Source organism: Nonomuraea sp. H19 (assembly GCF_052068215.1).
Classification (GTDB): Bacteria; Actinomycetota; Actinomycetes; order Streptosporangiales; family Streptosporangiaceae; genus Nonomuraea.
The window spans coordinates 253,174-275,095 of record NZ_JBQHCV010000014.1 but is presented as its reverse complement, the minus strand read 5'-3'; the positions used below and the strand labels follow the sequence as shown (position 1 = coordinate 275,095).

Below are 21,922 nucleotides of genomic sequence, written 5' to 3'. Positions count from 1 at the left end.
CCCCGGGGCACGATGGTCGTCAAGCCGCCCGGGCGAATCGGGGCAGGAGGAACGACAGGGCGAAGGTCAGGGCCAGCAGCCCCACCTCGACCCACACGGTCACCTGCATGGCCGAGCCGAACCCCCACTCGCGGGCGAGCAGGTTGAAGAAGATCGTGCCCAGCACGGCGGTGCCGAGCGCGCCGCCGAGCTGTTGCGTGGCGGTCAGCGTGCCGTTGGCCGAGCCGGACTCGTGCGGCTCGACCCCGGCCAGCACGATGTCGAAGAACGGCGCCATGGTCAGGCCCATCCCGATGCCGACCAGGCCGAGCCCGGGAGCGAGCTGCCAGGCGCTGACGTCGAGCCCGGCCAGGTGGATGGTCAGCGCGAGCACGGCCGCGCCCGCCGCCATCACGACCGTGCCGATCTGCAGCAGGCCCCGGCCGAGCTTCTCCTGCAGCCCGGACATCGCCAGCCCGAACCCGAGCACGCCGCCCACCGCCTGTGGCAACCCGGCCAGACCGGCCTGCAGCGGCGTGAAGCCGAGACCCTGCTGGGCGTAGAGGCTGAAGACCAGGCCGAAGCCCATCAAGCCGGAGAAGAACGCCAGCCCGGCCACCAGCCCGCCGGTGAAGGCGCGCTTGCGGAACAGGCCGGGCGTGACCAGCGGATCCTTGCCCGCCCTGACGCGGCGCGACTCGTACCGGCCGAACACCGCGAACAGCACCAGCGAGGCCGCCATCGACACGAACGTCCACGCGGGCCAGCCCAGCTCGCGGCCCTGGATGAGCGGGTAGATCAGCAGGACGGCGGCCGCCGACACCAGGCCCACGCCGCCGAGGTCGAGCCTGGTGGAGTTCGCTAGGCGGAATTCCGGCAGGAAGCGCATCCCGGCCAGCGCGGCGGCCAGGCCGATCGGCAGGTTGATCAGGAAGATCATGCGCCAGCCCGTACCGAAGAAGTCGGCGTCGACCAGCCAGCCGGCCAGGACGGGACCGCCGACGGATGAGATGGCCATGACGGGGCCGAACATGCCGAACGCCTTGCCCAGCTCGCGCGGCGGGAACATCTCCTTGATCAGGCCGAGGCCCTGCGGGATCATCACGGCGCCGAACAGGCCCTGCAGCACCCGGCTGCCGACCAGCATCCCCGGGCTGACAGCGACGCCGCACAGCAGCGAGGCGGCGGTGAAACCGCACGCGCCGATGAGGAACATCCGCTTCCTGCCGTACAGGTCGCCGAGCCGGCCACCCGTGATCAGGCCGACGGCCATGGCCAGCGTGTAGCCGGCGCCGAGCCACTGCACGAGGCTGTCGGAGCCGCCCAGCTCCTGCTGGATCGTGGGGGCGGCGATCGCGGTCACGAGCGCGTCGAGCAGGTCCATGACCTCGGCGGCCAGGATCACGCAGAGTGCGACCCAGCGCCAGCGATAGGGCTGGATCTCGGTCGTCGCCGCGGAGGCGGTGACTGTCATGGGGGGCTCCTCGATAAACCGTGTTCTATGGACGAACGATGTTCGCTGACGAACACCGTTTTAGTAGCGAACGATGTTCGTGTCAAGTACGCTGTTCGCATGGATGGCAAGGAAAGCGGAGGCGTGCCCGTACCTCCGTGGCGCAAGTCGCGTAAGCCGGTGCAGCCCAAGCGGCAGCTGAGTCAGGAGCTGATCGTCGAGACCGGGCTGCGGATCATGGACGCCGAAGGTCTCGACGGGTTGAGCATGAGACGCGTCGCCCAGGAGCTCGACACGGGCCCCGCCTCGCTCTACGCGCACGTCGCCAACAAGGACGAGCTGCTCGAACTGATCTACGACCGGGTGCTGGGCGAGATCGTCCTGCCGGAGCGCGATCCCGGCCGGTGGAAGGAACAGCTACGCGGGTACGCCATGGAAGTGCACCGGGTGCTCGGCGCCCATGCCGACGTCGCCAGGGCGGCGCTCGCCAACGTCCCCACGGGGGAGAACTCCGTCCGCGCCGGCGAGTTCATCTTCGGGCTGCTCGTCGAGGCCGGAATGCCGCCGCGGGAGGCGTCGCTGGCGATGGACCGGATCTCGCTGTACGTCGTCGGCGACGCCTACGAGGGCTCCCTGCACTTCGCGCGGATGAGGGCGGCCGGGATGACGGAGCCGCGGGAGTATTTCGAGTCCTTCGCCGGGCAGATCGCCACCTACTATCGGGCGCTGCCGCCGGAACGGTTCCCCCACCTGACCAAGTACATCGACGAGCTGATCGCCGACGACGGCGAAGCACGCTTCGCGTACGGCCTGGAACTGCTGCTCGACGGCCTCGAGGCGCGCATGCCTTAGGCCCAATGGCCGAGGACCGTCTAGGCCCCGCGCCCGATGTGGCGGCCCGCGCCGACGCCATAGCTTGCCTGGCATGACGACAACTGTTGAGACGCCCCCGGCCGGCGTGGTGTCCGCGCCGTACCGGGCGCTGAGCGTGGGGCTGGTCGCGCTGGTCATGCTGGTGGCGTTCGAGGCCATGGCGGTCAACACGGCGATGCCCGTCGTGGCCCGCGACCTCGACGGCCTGCCCCTGTACAACCTGGCCTTCAGCGCCACCCTCGCGGCCAGTGTGATCGCGACCGTGCTGGGCGGGCGGTGGAGCGACGTGCGCGGCCCACTGCCGCCGGTCGCGGTCGGTGTGGCGGGTTTCGTGGCCGGGCTGCTGATTGCCGGGTTCGCGCCGAACATGGAGGTGTTCGTCGCGGGCCGGTTCGTGCAGGGGCTCGGCGGCGGGTTGATCCAGGTCGCGTTGTACGTGCTGGTCGCCCGGGTCTATCCCAGCGAGATGCATCCCAAGGTGTTCGCCCTGTTCTCGGCCGCCTGGGTGGTGCCGTCCATGGTGGGGCCGGCGATCGCCGGGTTCGTGGTCCAGAACGCCGACTGGCGATGGATCTTCCTGGGCGTCTCCTTGATCGTCATCCCGTCGGCGTTGCTGCTCTGGCGCGGCACCGGCGGCCGTGACCTGCGCGACGGCATCGCCGGACCGGCTCCCGGCCTCGGCCGCAAGCTCGTCTGGGCCACGCTGACCGCCGTCGCCGCCGCCCTCATCCAGTACGGCAGCGCGCTGAAGCTCGCGGGCGTGCCCCTGCTCCTCGCGGGCATCGTCCTGCTGGCCGTGGCCCTGCCCAAGCTGCTGCTGCCCGGCTCGCTCACGGGCGCACCCGGCCTGCCTGCCGCGCCCGTGCTGCGCGGCCTGGCCTTCGGCTCGCTCACGGCGGCCGAGATCCTCATCCCACTCATGCTGATCAACGAGCGCGGGTTGACCGCCACCGGCGCGGGCATCGTGCTCACGATCGGCGCGCTCGGCTGGTCCACCGGCTCCTGGCTCAAGGGCCGCGGCATGATCAGCCACATGGCCGCCATCCGCGGCGGCGCCGCCATGATCGCGGCCGGGATCGCGCTGGTGACGCTGGTGCTGGTCGACTCGGTGCCGCTCGCGGTCGCGTACGTGGCCATGGCCATCGCGGGCCTCGGCATCGGCGCGCTGCACCCGACGGTGTCCGTCCTGGTGCTGGAGTTGTCGGAAGAGGGCGAGGAGGGCCAGAACAGCGCGGCCGTGGGCGTGGGGGAGTCGGTGTTCACCGTGGTGGCGGTCGCGGTCAGCGGAGCCCTGTTCACGGCCACGGGCGGCAGCTACGCCATCGCCCTGGCCTTCACCGCCGCGCTCGCCGTCCTGGCGTTCGTCTTGGCCCCGCGTTTTGCGCACTCCTCGCGACCAGGCACCATGGAGGTAAGTGCGTGAAAAAGGGGGGTACATGCCGCGAGTGCGGGAGCTTGAGGTCTTTCGGCTGGTCCTGCCGTTCGGCAGGAGGTCGGAGACCCTGCTCGTGAAGCTCACCGACCACGGCGGCATGGTCGGCTGGGGCGAGGCCACCTCCCCGCAGCCGAAGACCTGGTCCAAGCTGGAGGAGACGCTGGCCGCGCTGCTGATCGGCGTCGACTGGGAGCATCCGGACGCCGTGCCGAGCGGCGACGCCGCGGTGGACATGGCCTGCTGGGACCTGTGGACCAGGATGCGCGGCGTGCCGCTCGCGGAGGCGATCGGCGGCACCCGCACCTCTCTCATGGCCACCGTGCGGCTGACCCCCGACCCGTCGCCGGAAAGCCTCGTGTCCCGGGTCAACCAGCAGGTCTGCGCCGGCTACGGGCACGTCACGCTGGACGTCCGGCCCGGGTGGGACGTCGAGCCGATACGCGCGGTGCGGCAGGCGTACCCGGCGCTGACCCTGGCCGTCGACTGCGGCAACGCCTACACCGACCTCGGCCAGCTCGTCGCGCTCGACTCCTACGGCCTGGAAGTGATCGAGCGGCCCTTCGCCGCCGGCGACGTCTACACGCACGCCGCGCTGCAGGACCAGGTGGCCGCCTCCGTCGCCGTCGAGGTCGGCTCGACGGCCGAGCTGGACGACTACCTGACGCTGCGGGCGGCGCGGGTCCTGCTGCTGCGGCCGGCCGCGTTCGCGTCGCTGAGCGAGGCCCGCAGGGCGCACGACCGGGCCGCGGCGGCGGGCTGGGACATCCAGTGCGCGGGCGGCCACGGGGCCGGGCTGGCCAGGGCGGCCACGGTGGCCGTCGCCAGCCTGCCGGGCTGCACACTCCCGTGCGACGTCACGCAGCCGCCCCGCCAGAACCAGATCGTCACCCCGATCGTGGGCGCGAACGCCGGCGTGATCGCCGTTCCCCTGACCCAGTCCGGCCTGGGCCACGACGTCGACGAGACCCGGTTGCGGCGGCTGGCGAAGGACACATTCCACGCGTAGGGTGCCATCCTGATCATCACGGGGTGGAGGGCTGGGCGTGCGGCTGACTCGCCGGAACGTGTTACGGCTCCGGCTGGCCCGCGAACCGTCCTCCCTGCTGTCGGAAGGCGCCAAGCTCGTCGCCGGCGTGGTTGCGATCATGGCTGCCGCCGCCGGGCTGCTGCTGGTCAGCAGCGTTTACACGATCCCGGAGGTCGTGCTGCTCGTGACCGCCGCGTTCGTCGCCTGCGCCTTCGCTTTCGCGGTGAACCGGTGGCCGCGGCGACTCCGCTGGCGTTACCCCGTGCTCGCGCTGGACGACCATCCGCGGCTCGCGGCGCTGGTCGCCGACGCGGCGCGGCTGGCCGGCTACGAGAGCGCGCCCCGCGTGCGCCTGTCGGCCTTCGCTTTCGTACGAGCCGACCGCAGCTGGCGCGGCACGCCCGATCTGGTGCTGGGCCTGCCCTTGCTCATGGCGCTGAGCGAGCCGGACCTGCACGCGCTCATGGTCAGGGAACTGCTGACGGTGAAGCTGTGGCGCCGGCACGAGCACTCGGCCGTCCTCCTGTTCCTCCACCACGGGACCGAGGGGGACGAACTGCGGCAGGCGTGCCGGCCGCTGCGTCAGGCGCTCTGGGCCGAGGCCCACTCCCTGGTCGGGCGCGAGCGGCTGGCCGCCGCCTCGCGGGCCGAGGTGTTCGTGAAGAGCGCCTTCAACTGGCACCTGACCCGGTACGTGGCACCGTTCGCGTACCGCGGCGCCGCCCTGGACATGTACGAGAGCTTCCTGTGGAAGATCCAGTGGGATGGATTGCTGAACCGTATCGTGCAGCACGTCCAAGCGGACGTGACCATCCATCCCGAAGAGGAGGAACTGTTCGGGGAGGGGCCCTGGAGCACCCCGGATCCGGCCGGGATGGTGGCCGCGCCTTCGGGAGTGGTGCAGCGGGTGGACGGCGGGCTCGAACTCCGGCTGGCGAAGGTGATCAACCATCGCCTGCTGGAACATGGCGGTTTCTCGCTGTTCAACAAGCCGTACCGGCTGGACGAGATCCCTGCCGCGGACTGGAGTCTCGCCACGGAGCAGGAGCGCGAGGCCGTCATCGAGGCCGCCGGCAAGCTCCTCGGCCGCCCTGTCGCCGCCCTGGACGTCGTGGAGCTGGCGGTCGCGGGCCGGGCGGGTGAGCTTTCGTGGTGGCACACCGAGCAGCTGTGCCCGCACGCCTCACCCGGCGTCTGCGCGCTCCTGCCGCTGTTCGACGTGGCGCTGAGGCGCAAGGGGTACGTGCATGAACACCCGTTCGTCCAGCGCGAGCTGGTCGGCCCGCTGGGCAATCGCGTCAATCTGGTAGAACTGGCCGCGAAAGCGGCGCGCGGGGAGCCGTACGGGATCCTGCTGGGGGGATGGATGGAAGGGCGAGACCCGGAGGCGGACGCCATCAGGCTGGCCGCCGAGTCGCTGGCCGAGGGGGACCCGGTCGGCTGGTTCGAGCGTCTCTACGCCGAGTCGGCCGCCGGCGACGCGATCGTCCCGTGGGACTCCCATTCCCCGCACTACCTGCTGGTGGAGTGGGCCACAGCGCACGGCTCCGGGCAGGGGCGGGCGCTGGTCGTGGGCGCCGGGCTGGGGGACGACGCCGAATGCGTGGCGGGCCTCGGCTACGAGACGGTCGCGTTCGACGTGAGCGAGTCGGCGATCCGCCTGGCGAAGGAACGCTTCCCCGAGAGCCGGGTGCGTTATCAGACCGCCGACCTGCTGGATCCGCCTACGGAGTGGCGGCACGCCTTCGACCTGGTCGTCGAGATCATGACCGTGCAGGCGCTGCCCGAGCCGCTGCACGCCCAGGCCGTCGCCGCCGTCGGGGAGTTCGTCCGGCCCGGGGGCACGCTGCTGGTGATCGCGTCGGGCAGGGAGGAAGGCGGGCCGGTGTTCGCGCCGCCATGGCCGCTGACCCCGTCGGAGATCGCGGCCTTCGCCGGCGGTGGGCTGGAGGCGGGGACGATCGAGGACCTGCGCGACGGCGAACGCCACCGCTGGCGCGCCACCTTCCACCGCCCGGCGTAGGTCCTGTCGCGGCCGCTCGGGAACGGCACCGCGTGGGCGTCTGCGGTGTCGCGCCAGGAAGGTACGTGATCTACAGTGTAAAGGCGCTTGGCGGCCGTCGCCAGGATCGTCCAGCAGGGCACTATTCCTCGTCCACCAGCCGCCGCAGCAGATCCCGCAGCGTCTGCTGCTCCGTGGTGCTGAGGCGTGTGGCCTGTGGGGTTGCCGGCCAGCAAACTCTCCTGGAGTCGTCGCTTGAGAGCCGCGCCCGCTTCGCTCAGTCGTACGGCACGCACCCGGCGATCTCCGGCCACCTCGTCGCGCTCGACCAGCCCGCGCCCCTCCAGCCGGTCCACCGTGATGGTGACGTTGGAGGGGTTGGCGCTGAGGAGGTCGGACAGTGCCCGCATCGACATGGATTCCTCGGCGGACAGCACCATCAGGGCGCGCGCCTGCGGCATCGTCAGCCCCGTCTCCGCGACCTTGGCTTCGTAGTGGGCGTGTGTGCGCGTGTGCAGCCGCCCCGCCAGCTCGATGATCTCGCGAACGCACCCATTCGTCTCGCTCCTGGTCACGACTGCAGCGGTGACGAGCGCGCCGCCATCACCGCGGAGTACATCGCGCTGATGGCGGACGACCGCATGATCGGAGGCGAGCAGCTCCAGCCGGCCGACACCGCGACCACCGTACGAGTCGCCGGCGGCGAGTTGCTGGTGACCGACGGGCCGTTCGCCGACACCAAGGAGATCTTCGGCGGCTTCTACCTCATCGAGGCGGCCGACCTCGATGAGGCGCTGGAGCTCGCCGCCCGGATCCCGGCCGCGCGCCTGGGCGGCTCTGTCGAGGTGCGACCGCTGGCGGAACGGTAGGTCGTGCTCGAGGAGATCTTCCGCGACCAGTGGGCCCGCGTCTTCGTCTACCTGGTGAGCTTCACCGGGGACATCGACGTGGCGGAGGAAGCGGCGCAGGAGGCGTTCGTCATCGCCGCCGAGCGCTGGTCCCGCGACGGGCCCCCGGACAATCCGGGGGCCTGGCTGGCGGTGACCGGGCGCAACCGGGCGATCGACCGGCTGCGCCGCGACCGTACCCAGGCGGACAAGTTCCGGCTGCTGGACCGCCCAGACCCCGGCGGGGAGGTGACGGTGGACGAGACCACGATTCCGGACGAACGACTCGAACTGTTCTTCATGTGCTGCCACCCGGCGCTGGCGACCGAGGCCCAGGTCGCGCTGACGCTGCGGGCGCTGGGCGGCCTGTCGACCCCGGAGATCGCCCGCGCGTTCCTGGTGAGCGAGGAGACGATGAAGCGCCGGCTCTCCCGCACCCGCAACAAGATCCGGGCGGCGGCGATCCCGTTCGCGATACCCCGGGACCACGTGCTGCCCTCCCGTCTGGGAGCGGTGCTCGCGGTGCTCTACCTGATCTTCAATCAGGGGTACGGCGACGGCCGGGCCGATCTGGCGGCCGAGGCCATCCGGCTGGGCCGGATCCTGGCCGGGCTCATGCCTGACGAGCCCGAGGCCATCGCGCTGCCGGCGTTGATGCTGCTGCACGACTCGCGGCGCGCGGCCCGCGTCCGCGACGGCGAGATCGTTCTGCTGCACGAGCAGGACCGCAGTCTCTGGAACGCCGCCCAGATCGCGGAAGGGCGGGCGCTGCTCGACCGCGCCGTCGCGCTCGGGGCGCGCGGCGTCTACACGGTGCAGGCCGCCATCGCCGAGCTGCAGACGGAGGCGCGGATCGACTGGCCGGCCGTCGCCGCGCTCTATGATCGCCTGCGGGAGCTGACCGGCTCCGCGGTCGTCGAGCTCAACCGCGCCGTGGCCATCGCCGAGGTGGAAGGACCGCGTGCGGCGCTGGCCATTGTCGACGGGCTCCACCTCGACGGCTACCGCTACTTCCACTCCACCCGGGCCGAGCTCCTGCGGCGCCTGAACGACACGGTGCGGGCACGGGAGGCGTACCGCAGGGCGCTCGTACTGGCCACGACCGAGGCCGAGCGCCGTTTCCTCAACCGCCGTCTCAGCGAACTCTGACTCTGCTTCGGTCTGGCGGACGACGCCGGACTCGTACGCGGCGATGACCAGGTGGACGCGGTTGCGTGCGCCGAGCTTGGTCAGCAGATGACCGACGTGCGTCTCACCGTGCCGACGCTCACGAACAGCTTCTCGGTGATCTCCGCGTTGGACAGGGCCCCTTGCCACCAGGAGCATGGGAGATCATCATAGCCACGATGGATCTAGAGGAATCAGCAGGCGTAGGGTCCATCAGCTTTTTGTGGTGTTGCGGTGGATCATACATTTCCGAAAGAGCGGGAAATAATGCAGGCGTACTACCCCGAACTCGTAGCGCCGGTGCGAAGGATCGGGAGGCGAGAGTTCGACTTTGCGCGACACATAGTCGTGATGGGAATTGTGAATCGGACCCCGAACAGCGGTTTGGATCCCAATAGATCGATGGAGGTCAGCGCGGCGGTCGGCAGAGCGGAGCAAGCCCTGCGCGAGGGGGCGGAATGGGTAGACGTCGGAGGGCGGGCGTTTCGAAGCGATCAGCCGCCTTTGTCTGCGACGGAAGAGATAGAGCGCGTGGTGCCGGTGATCCGAGGTATTCGGGAACTGAGTGACGCGGTGATCAGCGTGGACACGCACCTGCCGGAAGTAGCGGAAGCGAGCTACAAGGCAGGGGCGGACGTGATCAACGATACACACGGACTCCGCTCGCCAGGTATGGCGGGGATCATTGCCGAAACGGGGATGAGCGTCGTCATCACTCATAGCCTGAGAGGTCCGGGGCAGGCGGTAGTGAGGCCAACCTATGAGGACGTTGTCTCAGAGGTAGCTGAATTCCTGCGGCAGCGGGTGGACTATGCGGTTGGGTCGGGAATCGCACCGGAGAAGATCATCATCGATCCGGGGCATGACCTGAACAAGAACACTGAGCACTCGAACGCGCTGACCCGGAGGCTGGCAGAGATTGCAGCCATCGGCTTCCCGACGCTGGTGGCGTGCAGTAACAAGCATTTCATCAGAGAAAGCCTGGGAGTGGAGCGCGGAAGCGAAGCGCTGAGAAACGGAACTATCGCAGCGCACACGTTATGCGTATACCAGGGTGCGCGGATTGTGCGAGTGCATGATGTCGGGGAGCATGTCGCCGCGATGAAGGCAGCGGAACTGGTCTTGGGGTTGACGGAAAGATAGTGGCTCTTCGTCGGACTTGATCGGGTTCAGGGTTCCGCCGGGCACGGCGGCCTGAGCGGGGCCGGGGTCATCTGGCCGCCTGTCTGCCCGCGACCGCGCGCATGGCCCTTACCGGGACTGAGTACTACTTCCAGGTTCAGTCCGGCACGCGTTCCGTTGCTCCGGGTTCGTGGTGACAGAGCTGCCATCGCGAACACCGCCGAGAAAGAACTGACGGATGAATGCTCCGTTTGACATCGCTCGGCAGAGAGGGGGGCGGGATGACGGTCTGTCCCGGAAACGCGGATCAATGGCCCGGTGATGCGCCGGTGACCGGCGAGACCATCACCAACATCAGTCGTGCGGCACCAGAGACGCTGCTCAGCATGTGCTCCTCGCCGGAGTCGAAGTCGATGGCGTCGCCGGCCTCGAGTGTCCAACGTCGCGGGCCTATGCCGAGCTCGACAGCGCCTTCCATGAGAAAGATCCACTCGGTGCCGGAGTGGGATGACGGAGGTGTCGTCGTCCCGGCTGCGATGTCCACCAGGACGATTTGCACGCTGCTCGGGCCTGCGTGGGTGAGCAGCGGCCGGTAGCCGACGCCCGCAGTGAGCGGATGTGTGCGAGGCGAGCTGTGTCGCACGGCGGGGGAGGCGGACTGGTGCTCCCCGACGAGCTCGCCCAGCGTGAGGTCGTAGGCCTTCGCCAGCTGCAGAAGCACCCCGAGCGACGGGGCGCGTTCCCCGCGCTCGATACGCGACAGGTGGGCGGCGGACACCCCGCTCGTCTCCGCGACGCTGGTCAGGCTGAGGCCGCGGCTGCGACGGTGTTCCGCGATCATCCGGGCCGCGAGCCCCTCCAGGTCCTCGGCGTGCGCCTGCGACATCGATCTCCTTCGGCCCCTGGTTCAGATGGTAGCTTTGCCTATTGGCAAAGCAGGCATCGTTTCGGCTCATTTTAGTCCGATCCAGCCGGCACAGGAGTGATACCGGCGCCGAGGAGAGGTGAGGACCGATCGTGATGGATACAGAGAGGCGTGACGAGGTGGCCGACGAGCCATGGCTCGGAGAGGTCCGGGCGATCTACGCAGCCGAGGGCGCCGGCGTGGAGATGCACGCGTTGCCGGCGGCGCGCCTGCTGGCCGGGGTGGGTGTAGAAGGCGACAGGTATGCGCTCGGCACCGGCCACTACTCACACCTTTGGCACCCGGACCGTCAGCTCACCCTGATCTCCCAGGAGGTGATCGACGGCCTCGCCCACGCCCTTGGTGAACCGGTGGACGGGGTGGAGTTGCGACGCAACATCGTGACCAAGGGCGTCCCGCTCAATTCTCTGGTCGAGCGGTGCTTCGCGATCGGGGAGACCGTTGTCTACGGAGGCAGGCTGAATGTGCCGTGCCGTTACCTTGAACGCTTGATCGACAAGCCCGTATTCGAGCCGCTTCTCGGCCGGTCCGGGCTCAACTGCCGCATCTTGCGCGGCGGCACGATACGTCCGGGAGATCCGATACGTCCGCTGCGGCCGGGAGAGGCCGCCGGGATCCAGATACCGCTGGTAGAGCCGGCCGAGATGGGCGGGGGCGCCGAATGAGCGTGCGTCTCATGGTGGCCGCGCGGCTGCAGGCGGACGCGTGGCCGGCGCCGGGGGTACGCGAGCTCACCCTTGTTCCCATTCACCGCGAGGCATTCCCGCCGTTCGTGGCCGGCGATCATGTCCAGATCCAGCACCGGAACGGGACCCGGCGCGAGTACTCGCTCATCGGGCCGGTGAGCGACTCATCGGCCTACCGGATCGCCATCCGCCGGGACGAGGACGGCCGCGGCGGCTCAGTCCTTTTCCATGACGACCTCGCGATCGGCGACATGCTGTTCGTCTCGTACCCGCAACCGGGTATGCGCATCGATCCGACGGCGTCGCACCACGTGTTCGTCGCCGGGGGGATCGGTATCACGGCGATCCTCGGCCTGCTGGGCGGGCTGCCGCCTGGTGCATCCAGCGAGATCAGGTACTGCGTACGGCGTCGCGAGCATGCTGCCTACCTCGACGTGCTGCACGGGACGGGCGCCGATGTGGTCGTGCACGAGTCGTCCGCTGGAGACCGGCTCGATCCGCATGAGCTGGCGGCTGAGCTCACCGGTGACACGACGCTGTATTACTGCGGTCCCGACGGCCTTATGGCCGGGATGGCCCAGGCGACCACCCATCTCGAGCCGGAGCGAGTGCGCTGCGAAAGCTTCACTGCCCGGGCGGGCGCATCCGGCGACAAGCTCGGTAACGCGTTCGACACATGGCTTGTGCTGTCCCAGCGAGCAATTCACGTCGGTGCGGACGAGTCTCTGGTCCAGGCGATGGTGCGGGAGGGGCTGCCGGTCGACTACTCGTGCGAGGGCGGTGCCTGCGGCACCTGTGTGCTCGACGTGGTCGACGGCGACATCCAGCACCGCGACCTGTGTCTGACCGACGACGAGCGCGCCAGGTCCATGGCCGCTTGCGTTTCGCGCGGGAAAGGTGCCATTTCCGTGCTGGCCTGACCCTCGGCGGCGTTTACCTCGCCGCAATGCGCGGCAATCGGCTGGCAACCTAAGGACCGTACTTTGCCAATTGGCAAAAGTCTTGCCTGGTCCCCCACCGATCGCGATTGGACTGGCACATGACCGACACGCTCCCGGCCACAGGCAGCACACAGGACAGTCCCCGGCGCATCAGACGCGTGGTAGCCGCCAGCACGGCGGGCAGCACCATCGAGTGGTACGACTTCATGCTGTACGGCACGGTCGCCGCGCTGGTGTTTCCCACACAGTTCTTCCCTGCGAGTGACGGTCTTGCCGGGACGCTGCTCACTTTTTCGACCTTCTTCGTCGGGTTCGCCGCGCGCCCGATCGGCGCGGTCATCTTCGGGCACCTGGGCGATCGGATCGGGAGGAAGTCGGCCCTCATCAGCACGTTGATACTCATGGGGATCGGCACGGTCGGAGTCGGGCTCATCCCGGGTTACCACTCGATCGGACTGTGGGCGCCTGTCCTCCTCGTGCTCATGAGGACCCTTCAAGGTATCGGGATGGGTGGCGAGTGGGGTGGCGCCGTCCTCATGGCCACTGAATCCGGTGACGCGAAGAGCCGTGGTTTCCGCGCTGCGTTTCCGCAGGCCTCGGCCATGCTCGGGGTGGCTCTGGCCAACGTGGTGGTGCTCGCGGTCAGCAACCTCGCGGGAGAGGCGTTCCTCAGCTGGGCCTGGCGACTGCCCTTCGTGGCGAGCTTCGTGCTGGTCATCCTCGGGTTCTGGATGCGCAAGGGTCTCCCCGAGACGGCGGACTTCGCGGCGGCCAAGGACGCGGGGGCGGTCCACCGCGCCCCTGTGCTCAGCGTCGTGCGGTCGCATCCGCGAGAGATTTTGCTGGGTCTGTTCCTGAAGGTGGGCGAGATGGCGGCGGTGTTCGTGTTCATCACCTTCGTCTTCGCCTACGGCACCTCGGTGGGCGGGTTCGACCGCGGACTGCTGCTCGGACTCGTCGCGGCGGCCGCGCTGCTTTCGGCCTTGATCATGCCGCTGATGGGCTTGCTCGGTGACCGCTTCGGTCCCCGCCGGGTCTACCTGGCCGGCGCCGCCGGCACCGCCGTCATCTGCGTCGTCTACTTCGCGGCCATCAAGAGCGGCAACCCTGCCATGGCGATCCCGGTGATCCTGGTTTCGCTTGTGCCGTACGCGGCCATGTTCGCCAGTGAGGCACCTTTGCTCACCGGGCTGTTTCCTGCTCCGGTGCGCTACTCGGGCAGTTCCCTGGCCTTCAACCTCGCGGGGATCTTGGGGGGCGGGCCCGCGCCTTTCATCGCCGCTGCGATCGCGGGCAGCTTCGACTCTCCGTTCGCCTTGAGTGCCTACCTCCTGGTGACCGTGGCGCTCGGCGTCATCGCGACAGTCCTGCTCGGCCGCCGGGAGCGGCAGCATGCCTGACGACCCGGCCAAATGCGCCGAGGTGCTCGTCATCACGCCGCAGGACGCCCCCTTCGTGGCCGGCTCCGCCGCCGACCGCTCGGTCCACGATGCCGACCTCGCCGGCATCGAGAGTGCGAACCTGTTCTCAGACCTTGCCGATCCACGGCACCCCCTGTTGCAGCGCACGCTCGCCCGGCTTCCATCCGCCGGTGGCCCTTCGGTCGTGGCACTGACCATCGGCTACCTGTCGCGTTACCAGGGCAAGTTCGCCGCCGCCAGTGAAGCAGTGGTCGTGTCTTCACCGTTGCTGGCGGTGCCGACCCTTCTGACGACCATCGCGCCGGACCGGGCGATCCTCGTGATCTACGCGGACTCACGACTCGCGTCGACCGCCGATCTGCCTGGCGTCGCCTCCAAGGACCGTGACCGCCTTGTCGTCGCCGGGTTGCAGGGACCCGGGCCGTTCCGCCGCGCGGTGATCGACCGGGCGGAGGCGTTCGACGCCATAGCCGTCCTCGAGCAGATCGAGGGCGTCATCACCGAGTTCGCGGCGGCACACCGAATCGGCGCGGTCGTGCTCGAATGCGGCGAGATGGCGTCCATCGCCGACCGGCTGCGCGAGCGGATCACGGTTCCGGTAGTCGACTACCACGCCCTCATCCACTTCTTCCGAGGAACGATCGGCCGGACCCCCACGCTCCACCGAGGCGCGCTCGCGCCGACGCGGATCGATCCCTTATCTCGGTGGGAGCCGGAGGCTCTCCTCAGCGGCGCTGAAGAAGACGTGGAAGACGCCGCCAAGGAACGCCGTGAGGACGAGCTCGACGACGCTTGACTCGCCCAGTCAGAGCGCCAGGGGGATCGTGGCGATGCTGACCGCGCGACACGAGTCACAAATGATCACGATCCGTTTGCGGCTCCATCGGTCAACAAGCGCACCGGCCAGCAGCCCCAGCCGCTGGGACGGCGCGGCCTGGGACCGGAGTGAGGTCAACGCCCAGCGCGCCGAGCTCGGCGCGGGCTGGGCGTGGCGGCCGCCGCAGCCTCAGTGGCAGGTCTTCTGATAGGCCAGTTCTGGGATGTGTCGTTGCCACTCGGCAGGGGACAGGCCGCCGTCCCGGCGGCAGATCACGGCGGTGGCAGTGCCGGGATCGACGGTGATCTCACGTAAGGCCCCGTCGGCGGATGAGACGAGGAGAGCCGTCCGGTTGAATGCCACGGCCGGTACGGACTGGGTGTTGAAGCTGATCGGTGTGGCGATCCGCTGATATCCCCGCCAGTCCCATAGCTGGATGCCGAACTCGCCTTCGTCGGCGACGGTGGCGAGTAGTTCACCCTGCGGGTAAGGGACAAGAGCGGTGATCGATGTCGTGTGGCCCTGCGGCGGGGCCAGGGGCCTGCGCAGCTCCCTGTCCCAGAACGTCAAACGCCCCTCCATGTCGCCGATCGCGGCCATGTTCTCGATGAAGAGAGTCTTTCCCTCGGCGCGGGCGTCGGATGAGTGCCGGCGTATCTCTCCGGTGGCCGTATCGACCAGGATTCGCCCCTTGCTGGATCCGTCCACGAACAACCGGCGCCCGTCCGGCTCGAAGATCATAGCCCCTGATCCCGCACCGGAGACGGTGCGGATCCATCTTCTGGCTCTCACGTCCCACAGCTCCAGGTCGTCGAAAAGCAGGCCGTCGAGCGCCTCTTCGTTATCTGGGTTCGCGCTGAGGGGCGCGACCGCGACGGTTCTGCCGTCGGGGGAGAAGGCCATGGACAAGACTCCGACGGCTCCCTGTCTCCGGACGCGCAATGCGCCGACGTTGCGGCCGGTCGTGGCGTCCCACAAGGTCACCACGGGGGACGCGGGGTGGGTGAGCGCAAGTGTGCGCCCATCGGGGCTGAACACCGGGGAGTACGCCGTCTTCGTAGGGTCGTTTTCGGGGAGATCGTCGACAGGTAGCGGGTCGCTCACGGGTTTCCGCGCGGCGACATCCCAAATGCGCACCTCCGGCCTGCCTAGTCGGTGATTCGCCGTCACCAGGAAGCGGCCGTCAGGGCTGAACAGCCGCTTGTCGCTTCCCGGAGCGAGCACCTCAGAGCGGGTGTAGGGAGAGATGTCCAGGACGTTCACCGTGCCGAATCTGCCGATCACTCGGAGAACCCGGCCATCCGGCGAGATACGGGGATGGGCTCCCACAACGCCAGAGTGAACCGAGGTGCTCATCAGCAGTGTGCCGTCGTCCACCCGCCACAGAAGCATCCACCCCCCACCCCGCGTCCCGGCCAGGAACCGGCCGTCGGGGCTGAACTCCACACGTTCCGCAGGCGGAAACAGCGGGCTTAGAACCTTCTTGCCCGAGGAGATTTCCCACAGCCGGACACCGTCGTTCATCGAGGAGACGGCCAGGCGCTTCCCGTCTGGACTGAACACGCCGTCCGTTGCGGTGTCCGGTAGCCAGGGGGCCCGGAGCTGCTTGCGCTTCTCGATGTCCCAGAGCTCCACTCTCCGCCCAGAGCTCGCGCTGCCGCCGGGGGCCGACGGGGGGCTCGTCGGTTCCTTGGCGTCCGCCGGGATGACCAGGGCCAGCCGGCCGTCCGGGCTGATGGCGCTGACCGGCTCGTCGAGCACGCGTGTCCGGTCCGTGATGCTCAAGGCTTCGCTCCTGCCATCGCGGACCCCTATGAGAAAGCGCCCGTCCGGGCTGAACTCCGTAGGGTCGAGGTGGGGGAATGCCACGCCGAGGTCCGTCAGACCGCCGGCGCTGACGGTCCACAGCTGTGCGTTGGTCCCGTCGTTCACCGCCACCGTACGGCCGTCGGGACTCCACACCACTTCCGAGACAGGTTGCCCCGTCCATCTGGCGCTCGCGCTCTCCTTCTTCATGGCCAGGTCGAGCACGCGCAGGGCGCCCGGTTCGGTCGCCGTCCCGGGGGTGTAGACGGCCAGCCTGGTGCCGTCCACGCTGAGCCCATGCACCAGATCCGTCGCGTCGTAGGGGGCGGTGACGACGTCCACCAAGGGGAGCGCCATCGAGTCGATCAGCTCGCTCTTGGCCTCGGGGACCGGGGCGATCCGCCAGGCCGCGGCGCTCAACCGGCGGGCCAGCTTCGGCTCGCTCAACCGCAGGGTGGTCGCGCGCCGGGCGGCCAGCCGGGCCGTCGCCTCCCGCAGCCGGTCGTCGGCCAGTCCGGCCTGCCGGATGGCCACTCCCGCCGCGGCCATGGAGGCGACCAGCAAGACCACCAGAACGGCCGAGACAGCGACCCGCCTGCGGGAGGTGCGCCGGGCCAGTACCGCGCTCGCGTCGACGAAGTTCCGTTCCAGGGGTGTGAGGTCGTCGCGGTTCCCCGGCTCGACGAACAGCTTGTCGACGACGGCCAGGCGGGTGCCCCGGTAGAGCAGCCCGGTATCGCGGCCATGCGCCTGCCACGCCTGGGCCGCCTCGGTCAGCTGCCGATGGGTGCGCAGGCGATCGCGTCCTTCGTCCACCCAGCCACGCAGTCGCGGCCACGACTCGATCAACGCCTCGTGCGCGAGCTCCACGGTGTCCTGGTGCAGCGTGAGCAGCCTGGCCCCGGCCAGCTGCTCGATGACCAGCGCGGTGTCCGCCTGGCCGTACGGGTCCAGCTCCGCCCGGGCGGCGGGACGGCGGGTGTCCTGGGCCTGCTCGCCCGGCTGGATCAACCTGAGCAGGACCCGCCGGGCGATCCTCGCCTGCGCCGGCGACAGCCCGGCATAGAGCACCTCCGCGGTATGACTGATCGCCCCGTGGACCCTGCCCACGCTCTCGTAGGCGTCCAAGGTCAGCATCTTGCCCGTACGGCGGCGCCACACCTCGCGCAGCGCGTGCGACATCAGCGGAAGCGCCCCGGGCTCGTCGGCGACGTCGGCGACGATCTCGGTCGTCAGCGCCCGCTCCACGGTCAAGCCCTCGGCCATGGCCGGCCGGACGATCGCCTCCCGCAGCTCTTGCTGGTGCATCGGCCCCACCAGCAGGTTGGCCTCGCGCAGGGCTGCGGTGAGCTCGCGGTGCTCGGCGCATCGCCCGTAGAAGTCGGCGCGCACCGCAATGACCACCTTCATCCGGCTCTGCGGTTGCCGCGCGTTGAGCAGCAGGTCGATGAACCGCCCCCGCTCGCGCTGGTCCTGGCAGAGCGTGAACACCTCCTCGAACTGGTCGACCACGATCAGCGTGTCGCAGTCGCCCTCACCCGGGAGGAGCCGGTCGGCGTGCCGCATCGGGTGCTCGCCGGGTGTGAGGATCAGGCTCTGCCCGAAGGATGCGCCCGCGGGCGTCGTCTCCCCGCGTGCGGCAGGCACGAGCCCGGCACGCAACAGCGACGACTTACCGCTGCCCGAAGGGCCGAACACCGCGGCGAAACGATGCCGCCGAAGCAGCTCGTGCAAGTCCTCGACGAGCCGCTCCCGTCCGAAGAAACGACCGCGATCGTGGGTGTCGTAGGGGGCCAGGCCCGGGTACGGCCCGGCGGCATCGTCATCGTCTTCTCTCTGGCGGGCCAATTCATGAGCGACCTGCTGCCAGCGGCGCTCCCATTCGGAGACGTCCGCGCCGCATGTTTCCACGAAGGCGAGAACGACGGGCAGTGAAGCCAGACGCTCACCTGCCGCCGCCTGCGACAGCGTGGTGACCGAATAACCGGCACGCTTGGCCATGGCCCGATAGGTGAGTCCGCCCGCTTCCTGGCGCAGCTTGCGTAACTCGGAAGCAAAGCGTTGAACCGGTCCCGCTGCCGGATCCACCGGACTTTCACGACGGCCTGCCACCGTTACGGGACTCCATTCACTAGACGACGAAGACGGCTCAGATGCGCTCGCTGATCACATGTTGGCCCCGGCCCGCCGATCGCGCTCGTTGCAGGCCCGAATCCCTGTGCGCGTGAGCGACACGCACATGGCCGTCGACAGTAGCCCGCCGGACGGGCGGCCGGTGTCAGGAGCCGATGCCTCGGGGGAGGCGCGGAGAGGAGCCATTCGCCGAGAAAAGCATTGTTTGCCCGCCTGATGAGGGGTGCCGAACAATCTTGCCGCCACGATCCTGGTGCCACAGGCCTCGGCGGGCAAGCGATCACGGGACCGCTTGCCGCTGAGACCGCCGGGAGCCGGCACACGGACGTGTGACCTGTCCCAGCCGGGATCAGCGACTGTTGATGATCGCGACCAGTCTCGTGATCCCGTCCCCTACGGATCGACCACCTGCGAAAGGACATCCATGCACACGATCTCCAAGACCGCCGAATTCGGAGGCCAGATGAACGACAGAGCGACGCCTCACGCGTGGCGTGGGGCGACAAGGCACAACGCCATGAGGCGCAGCATCTCTCTTCTTGGGCTCGTAAGCGCCGCGACCGTGGCCTTCGCCACGGTGACCGCCGCGCCCGCCGTGGCCGACCAATCCCGCCTCCCGGGTTCGTGTGGCCCTGTCGGCCACGGCACCACCTGACTTGGTTGTTCATCTTGCCCAGGCCGGGTCGGACAGCGCCCGAGTTGCAGGCCGAGAGCGCCTCCCGCGGTAGCGCCGGGCTCTACACCCGAATCTACGACCACTGGCTTTGGCGGGCGTGGGGGAAGGCCCTGCGCGCCGGCGATGTCGTCTCCATCGACTGGGCCGGCGGCAACCAAGCGAGCAGGTACCACGCCTGCCACCGGACCGTGGCCGGCGGAGCCGGCAGCATGACCACTTACGCCGTCAACTGGCTAGAAGGCCGGCAGTCCGCGCCTGCGCCAATGCCGGCAGCACGTGGCGCTGCACCCCCGGGTTCTGATCCCTGCCCCGGCGGCCCGGCGCGACGCTCAAGGCCCACAAGAGCGTAGGGCACCAGCACAGTGTGCGTGGGCCCAAACCGTCCAAGCCGCGCCCACCGCGCCTGAAAGGGCCGTCATGGACCTTCAGGCCCGTGACGGCCTTTCAGGAAAGAGCGGCACCGCAGCGGTCGCTGCCTGATGTCGATGGAGAGATGAACTGTGGCGAGGGTCCCGGACGAGGGCGACGAGAGCAGGCGGGCTCGGTTGCTCATGGAACGGGTGCATCTCGGGGAGTTGGACCGCGCGGCCGACGCCCTGAGCGCCGAGCGAGAGGCCATCGCCATCTACCGACGGCTGGCCGCGGTCTCCCCCGAGCTCTACCTGTCTGAGCTCGCCACCTGCCTGACCAGTCTCGGCGTGACCCTCTCCGAGCTCGACCGGCATGGCGAGGCGTTGAACGCCGAGCAGGAAGCGGTCTGTGTCTACCGGCGCCTGGCCGCGGTCTCCCCCGGCCGCTACCTGGCCGACCTCGCCGATGCCCTCATCAACCTTGGGACGACTCTGGCGGAGCTGGACCGGCCGGCCGAAGCACTGAGCGCCGAGCAGGAAGCGGTCTGTGTCTACCGGCGCCTGGCCGCGGCCTTCCCTGACCGTTACCTGGCCGACCTCGCAGAGGTGCTCGCCGACCTCGGCATGACCCTGACCGAACGCGGCCTGCCGGCCGAAGCGCTGCCCCTGGCGGAAGAGGCGGTCACCATTCTCCGGGAACTGGCCGCGGCCTCCCCTGAGCGGCGCCGCGCCGGCCTCGCCCACTCCCTGGCCGGCCTCGACACCGTCCTCTCGGCGCTCGGCCGCGACGAGGGAGCACTCTAGCGGGCCAATGCATGAGCGACCTGCTGCCGGCGGCGCTGGTCTCGGAGTGGTGGACGAGATCACCGGTGGCCTCTGCGATGCGAGCACTTGATATGGATGCGTCGATGCGGGGGCACGACGCACCCGTTCTGCCACCATGCTGCGCGGGGAGGGGGCGGAGCCCCTGGTGATGCTGCCCGGAGCTCCCGTCGCGCGTAGCGCGCCATTGCGGAGGGACTTGCAGTGGGGTGTTGCTTCCTCGGATTCCTAGGGCTTGCGGGGATGGCCTAGGGCTGGGTCAGGGCGGCTTCCAGGAGGAGGGAGCCGGCGCCCAGCAGCGCTGCGTTTCGGCCGGCTTTTGCGGGTGCTATCTCCAGGTCTCGGGTGGCCAGCGGGAGGCAGCGTTCCCATACTGCGGCGCGGATCGAGGTGAGCAGGGGTTCGGCTGCTGACAGGCTGCCGCCCACGACCACCACGTCCGGGTTGAAGAAGTTCACCAAGACCGTGAGGACCTCGCCGATGCGGCGGCCGGCGTTGCGGACCAGGCTGGTGGCTTCCGGGATGGCGTCGTTGACCAGGCCCACGATGTCGGCGGGGCGGGTCACCTCGATGCCGGCCTCGGACAACGCGGCCATGAGGGCGGCGCCGCTCGCGTACGCCTCCAGGCAGTCCGGGTGGCCGCAGGCGCACAGGACGGAGGAGTCGGAGCGGACGCGGACGTGGCTGATGTCGCCGGCGGCGCCTCTGCCGCGGTGTAGGCGGCCGTTGACGATCACGCCGCAGCCTATGCCCGTCCCGGCCTTGACGACCATCAGGTTCTCGCGGTCCGGCCACCACCGTGCCTCGCCGGCCGCCATCAGGTTGGCGTCGTTCTCCACGAGGATCGGCAGGTCGTAGCGGGTGGCGAGGTGGTCGGCCACGGGGAAGTCGTTCCAGCCGGGCATGCGCGAAGGGGTGACGACGCGCAGGGTCGCCGGGTCCACGGGGCCGGGGATGCCGGTGCCGACTCCGCGGAGCGGCACCCCGGGTGGTACGTGCGTCTTCACCAGGTCGTCGAAGGCGTCCGCGATGCGGTTGAGGGTGCTTTGGGGGCCTTTGGCGATCTCGCAGGAGCGTTCCTCGACCACGAGTGGGGTGCCGCTCAAGTCGAGGAGGCCGAGGCGTACGTGGTGGGCGCCCAGGTCGGCCACCGCCAGCACGCCGGCCGCAGGCGCGAGGCGCAGGCGGCGCGGGCGGCGGCCGCCGCGCGAGGTGCCGGAGCCCTCTTCGGCCAGGAGTCCCGCGTCGATGAGCTCCTCGACGCGGAGCGACACGCTGGAGGCGGCCAGGCCCGATAAGCGGGCCAGATCGGCGCGTGACTCGGCCTTGCCGGTGGCGACGAGTCTCAGCAGGTCGCCCTGTGCCCCCTGCACGGGCAGCCGCTGGTTCATGTGAGATAC

17 protein-coding genes and 1 pseudogene are annotated in these 21,922 nt (G+C 69.4%); 13 read left to right on the top strand and 5 right to left on the bottom strand.

Features of this window, described 5'->3' with window-relative positions; translation table 11 throughout:
* Positions 1–19 precede the first annotated feature (19 nt).
* Entirely contained in the window at positions 20–1,453 is a 1,434-nt protein-coding gene (locus tag ACTMTI_RS30450; RefSeq protein WP_441124005.1) for an MFS transporter, read from the bottom strand.
* Positions 1,454–1,552: 99 nt separating this feature from the next.
* Here ACTMTI_RS30450 and ACTMTI_RS30445 point away from each other — a divergent pair, with 99 nt between their 5' ends.
* The 4 genes from ACTMTI_RS30445 to ACTMTI_RS30430 all read left to right on the top strand — a co-directional run bounded on the left by ACTMTI_RS30445 (position 1,553) and on the right by ACTMTI_RS30430 (position 6,790).
* Positions 1,553–2,284, top strand: coding sequence for a TetR/AcrR family transcriptional regulator C-terminal domain-containing protein (locus tag ACTMTI_RS30445; protein WP_441124004.1), 732 nt, complete (start codon positions 1,553–1,555; stop codon positions 2,282–2,284).
* Positions 2,285–2,357: 73 nt separating this feature from the next.
* Positions 2,358–3,728 (top strand): MFS transporter, encoded by a 1,371-nt coding sequence (locus ACTMTI_RS30440; RefSeq protein ID WP_441124003.1) that lies wholly within the window; start codon positions 2,358–2,360, stop codon positions 3,726–3,728.
* 13 nt (positions 3,729–3,741) lie between these two features.
* Entirely contained in the window at positions 3,742–4,746 is a 1,005-nt protein-coding gene (locus tag ACTMTI_RS30435) for an enolase C-terminal domain-like protein (RefSeq protein WP_441124002.1), read from the top strand.
* Between the two features lie 37 nt (positions 4,747–4,783).
* Complete coding sequence (locus tag ACTMTI_RS30430) at positions 4,784–6,790, top strand: methyltransferase domain-containing protein (protein WP_441124001.1); 2,007 nt, start codon at positions 4,784–4,786, stop codon at positions 6,788–6,790.
* A gap of 332 nt (positions 6,791–7,122) precedes the next feature.
* Here the strand turns inward: ACTMTI_RS30430 and ACTMTI_RS30425 are convergent.
* Positions 7,123–7,179 (bottom strand): annotated as a pseudogene (locus ACTMTI_RS30425) (hypothetical protein); the annotation flags it as partial.
* A gap of 90 nt (positions 7,180–7,269) precedes the next feature.
* On the opposite strand from ACTMTI_RS30425, the gene ACTMTI_RS30420 reads away from it, so the two are divergent.
* From ACTMTI_RS30420 to folP, 3 genes are all read left to right on the top strand, one after another.
* On the top strand, positions 7,270–7,638 hold the full coding sequence (locus ACTMTI_RS30420; RefSeq protein WP_441124000.1) for a YciI family protein: 369 nt from the start codon (positions 7,270–7,272) through the stop codon (positions 7,636–7,638).
* 3 nt (positions 7,639–7,641) lie between these two features.
* Positions 7,642–8,805 (top strand): RNA polymerase sigma factor, encoded by a 1,164-nt coding sequence (locus ACTMTI_RS30415; RefSeq protein WP_441123999.1) that lies wholly within the window; start codon positions 7,642–7,644, stop codon positions 8,803–8,805.
* 285 nt (positions 8,806–9,090) lie between these two features.
* A complete protein-coding gene (folP, locus tag ACTMTI_RS30410) occupies positions 9,091–9,966 on the top strand; it encodes a dihydropteroate synthase (RefSeq protein WP_441123998.1) in 876 nt (291 codons plus the stop codon).
* Between the two features lie 286 nt (positions 9,967–10,252).
* On the opposite strand, the gene ACTMTI_RS30405 is transcribed toward folP, so the two are convergent.
* Entirely contained in the window at positions 10,253–10,831 is a 579-nt protein-coding gene (locus tag ACTMTI_RS30405; protein ID WP_441123997.1) for a helix-turn-helix domain-containing protein, read from the bottom strand.
* A 158-nt stretch (positions 10,832–10,989) separates the two neighbouring features.
* Here ACTMTI_RS30405 and ACTMTI_RS30400 point away from each other — a divergent pair, with 158 nt between their 5' ends.
* The 5 genes from ACTMTI_RS30400 to ACTMTI_RS30380 all read left to right on the top strand — a co-directional run bounded on the left by ACTMTI_RS30400 (position 10,990) and on the right by ACTMTI_RS30380 (position 14,943).
* Positions 10,990–11,535 (top strand): MOSC domain-containing protein, encoded by a 546-nt coding sequence (locus ACTMTI_RS30400; protein WP_441123996.1) that lies wholly within the window; start codon positions 10,990–10,992, stop codon positions 11,533–11,535.
* Positions 11,536–11,546: 11 nt separating this feature from the next.
* Entirely contained in the window at positions 11,547–12,476 is a 930-nt protein-coding gene (locus ACTMTI_RS30395) for a PDR/VanB family oxidoreductase (protein ID WP_441123995.1), read from the top strand.
* Positions 12,477–12,595: 119 nt separating this feature from the next.
* Positions 12,596–13,897 carry an MFS transporter gene (locus ACTMTI_RS30390; protein WP_441123994.1) on the top strand — a complete coding sequence of 434 codons (1,302 nt, stop codon included), beginning with the start codon at positions 12,596–12,598 and terminating at the stop codon, positions 13,895–13,897.
* Entirely contained in the window at positions 13,890–14,714 is an 825-nt protein-coding gene (locus ACTMTI_RS30385; protein WP_441123993.1) for a hypothetical protein, read from the top strand. Before ACTMTI_RS30390 ends, ACTMTI_RS30385 begins: the two co-directional genes overlap by 8 nt.
* A gap of 61 nt (positions 14,715–14,775) precedes the next feature.
* Positions 14,776–14,943: a hypothetical protein gene (locus tag ACTMTI_RS30380; protein ID WP_441123992.1), complete on the top strand. Its 168-nt coding sequence runs from the start codon at positions 14,776–14,778 to the stop codon at positions 14,941–14,943.
* Here the strand turns inward: ACTMTI_RS30380 and ACTMTI_RS30375 are convergent.
* The gene (locus tag ACTMTI_RS30375; RefSeq protein ID WP_441123991.1) at positions 14,925–18,629 is read right to left on the bottom strand and encodes an nSTAND1 domain-containing NTPase; all 3,705 of its coding nucleotides are present in this window, start codon (positions 18,627–18,629) and stop codon (positions 14,925–14,927) included. The two genes, ACTMTI_RS30380 and ACTMTI_RS30375, sit on opposite strands and share 19 nt — an antisense overlap.
* 1,221 nt (positions 18,630–19,850) lie before the next feature.
* Here ACTMTI_RS30375 and ACTMTI_RS30370 point away from each other — a divergent pair.
* Positions 19,851–20,504, top strand: a complete 654-nt coding sequence (locus tag ACTMTI_RS30370) for a tetratricopeptide repeat protein (RefSeq protein WP_441123990.1) — start codon at positions 19,851–19,853, stop codon at positions 20,502–20,504.
* A 266-nt stretch (positions 20,505–20,770) separates the two neighbouring features.
* Here the strand turns inward: ACTMTI_RS30370 and ACTMTI_RS30365 are convergent, their stop codons facing one another.
* Entirely contained in the window at positions 20,771–21,913 is a 1,143-nt protein-coding gene (locus ACTMTI_RS30365; RefSeq protein ID WP_441123989.1) for an ROK family transcriptional regulator, read from the bottom strand.
* Between the last annotated feature and the right edge of the window lie 9 nt (positions 21,914–21,922).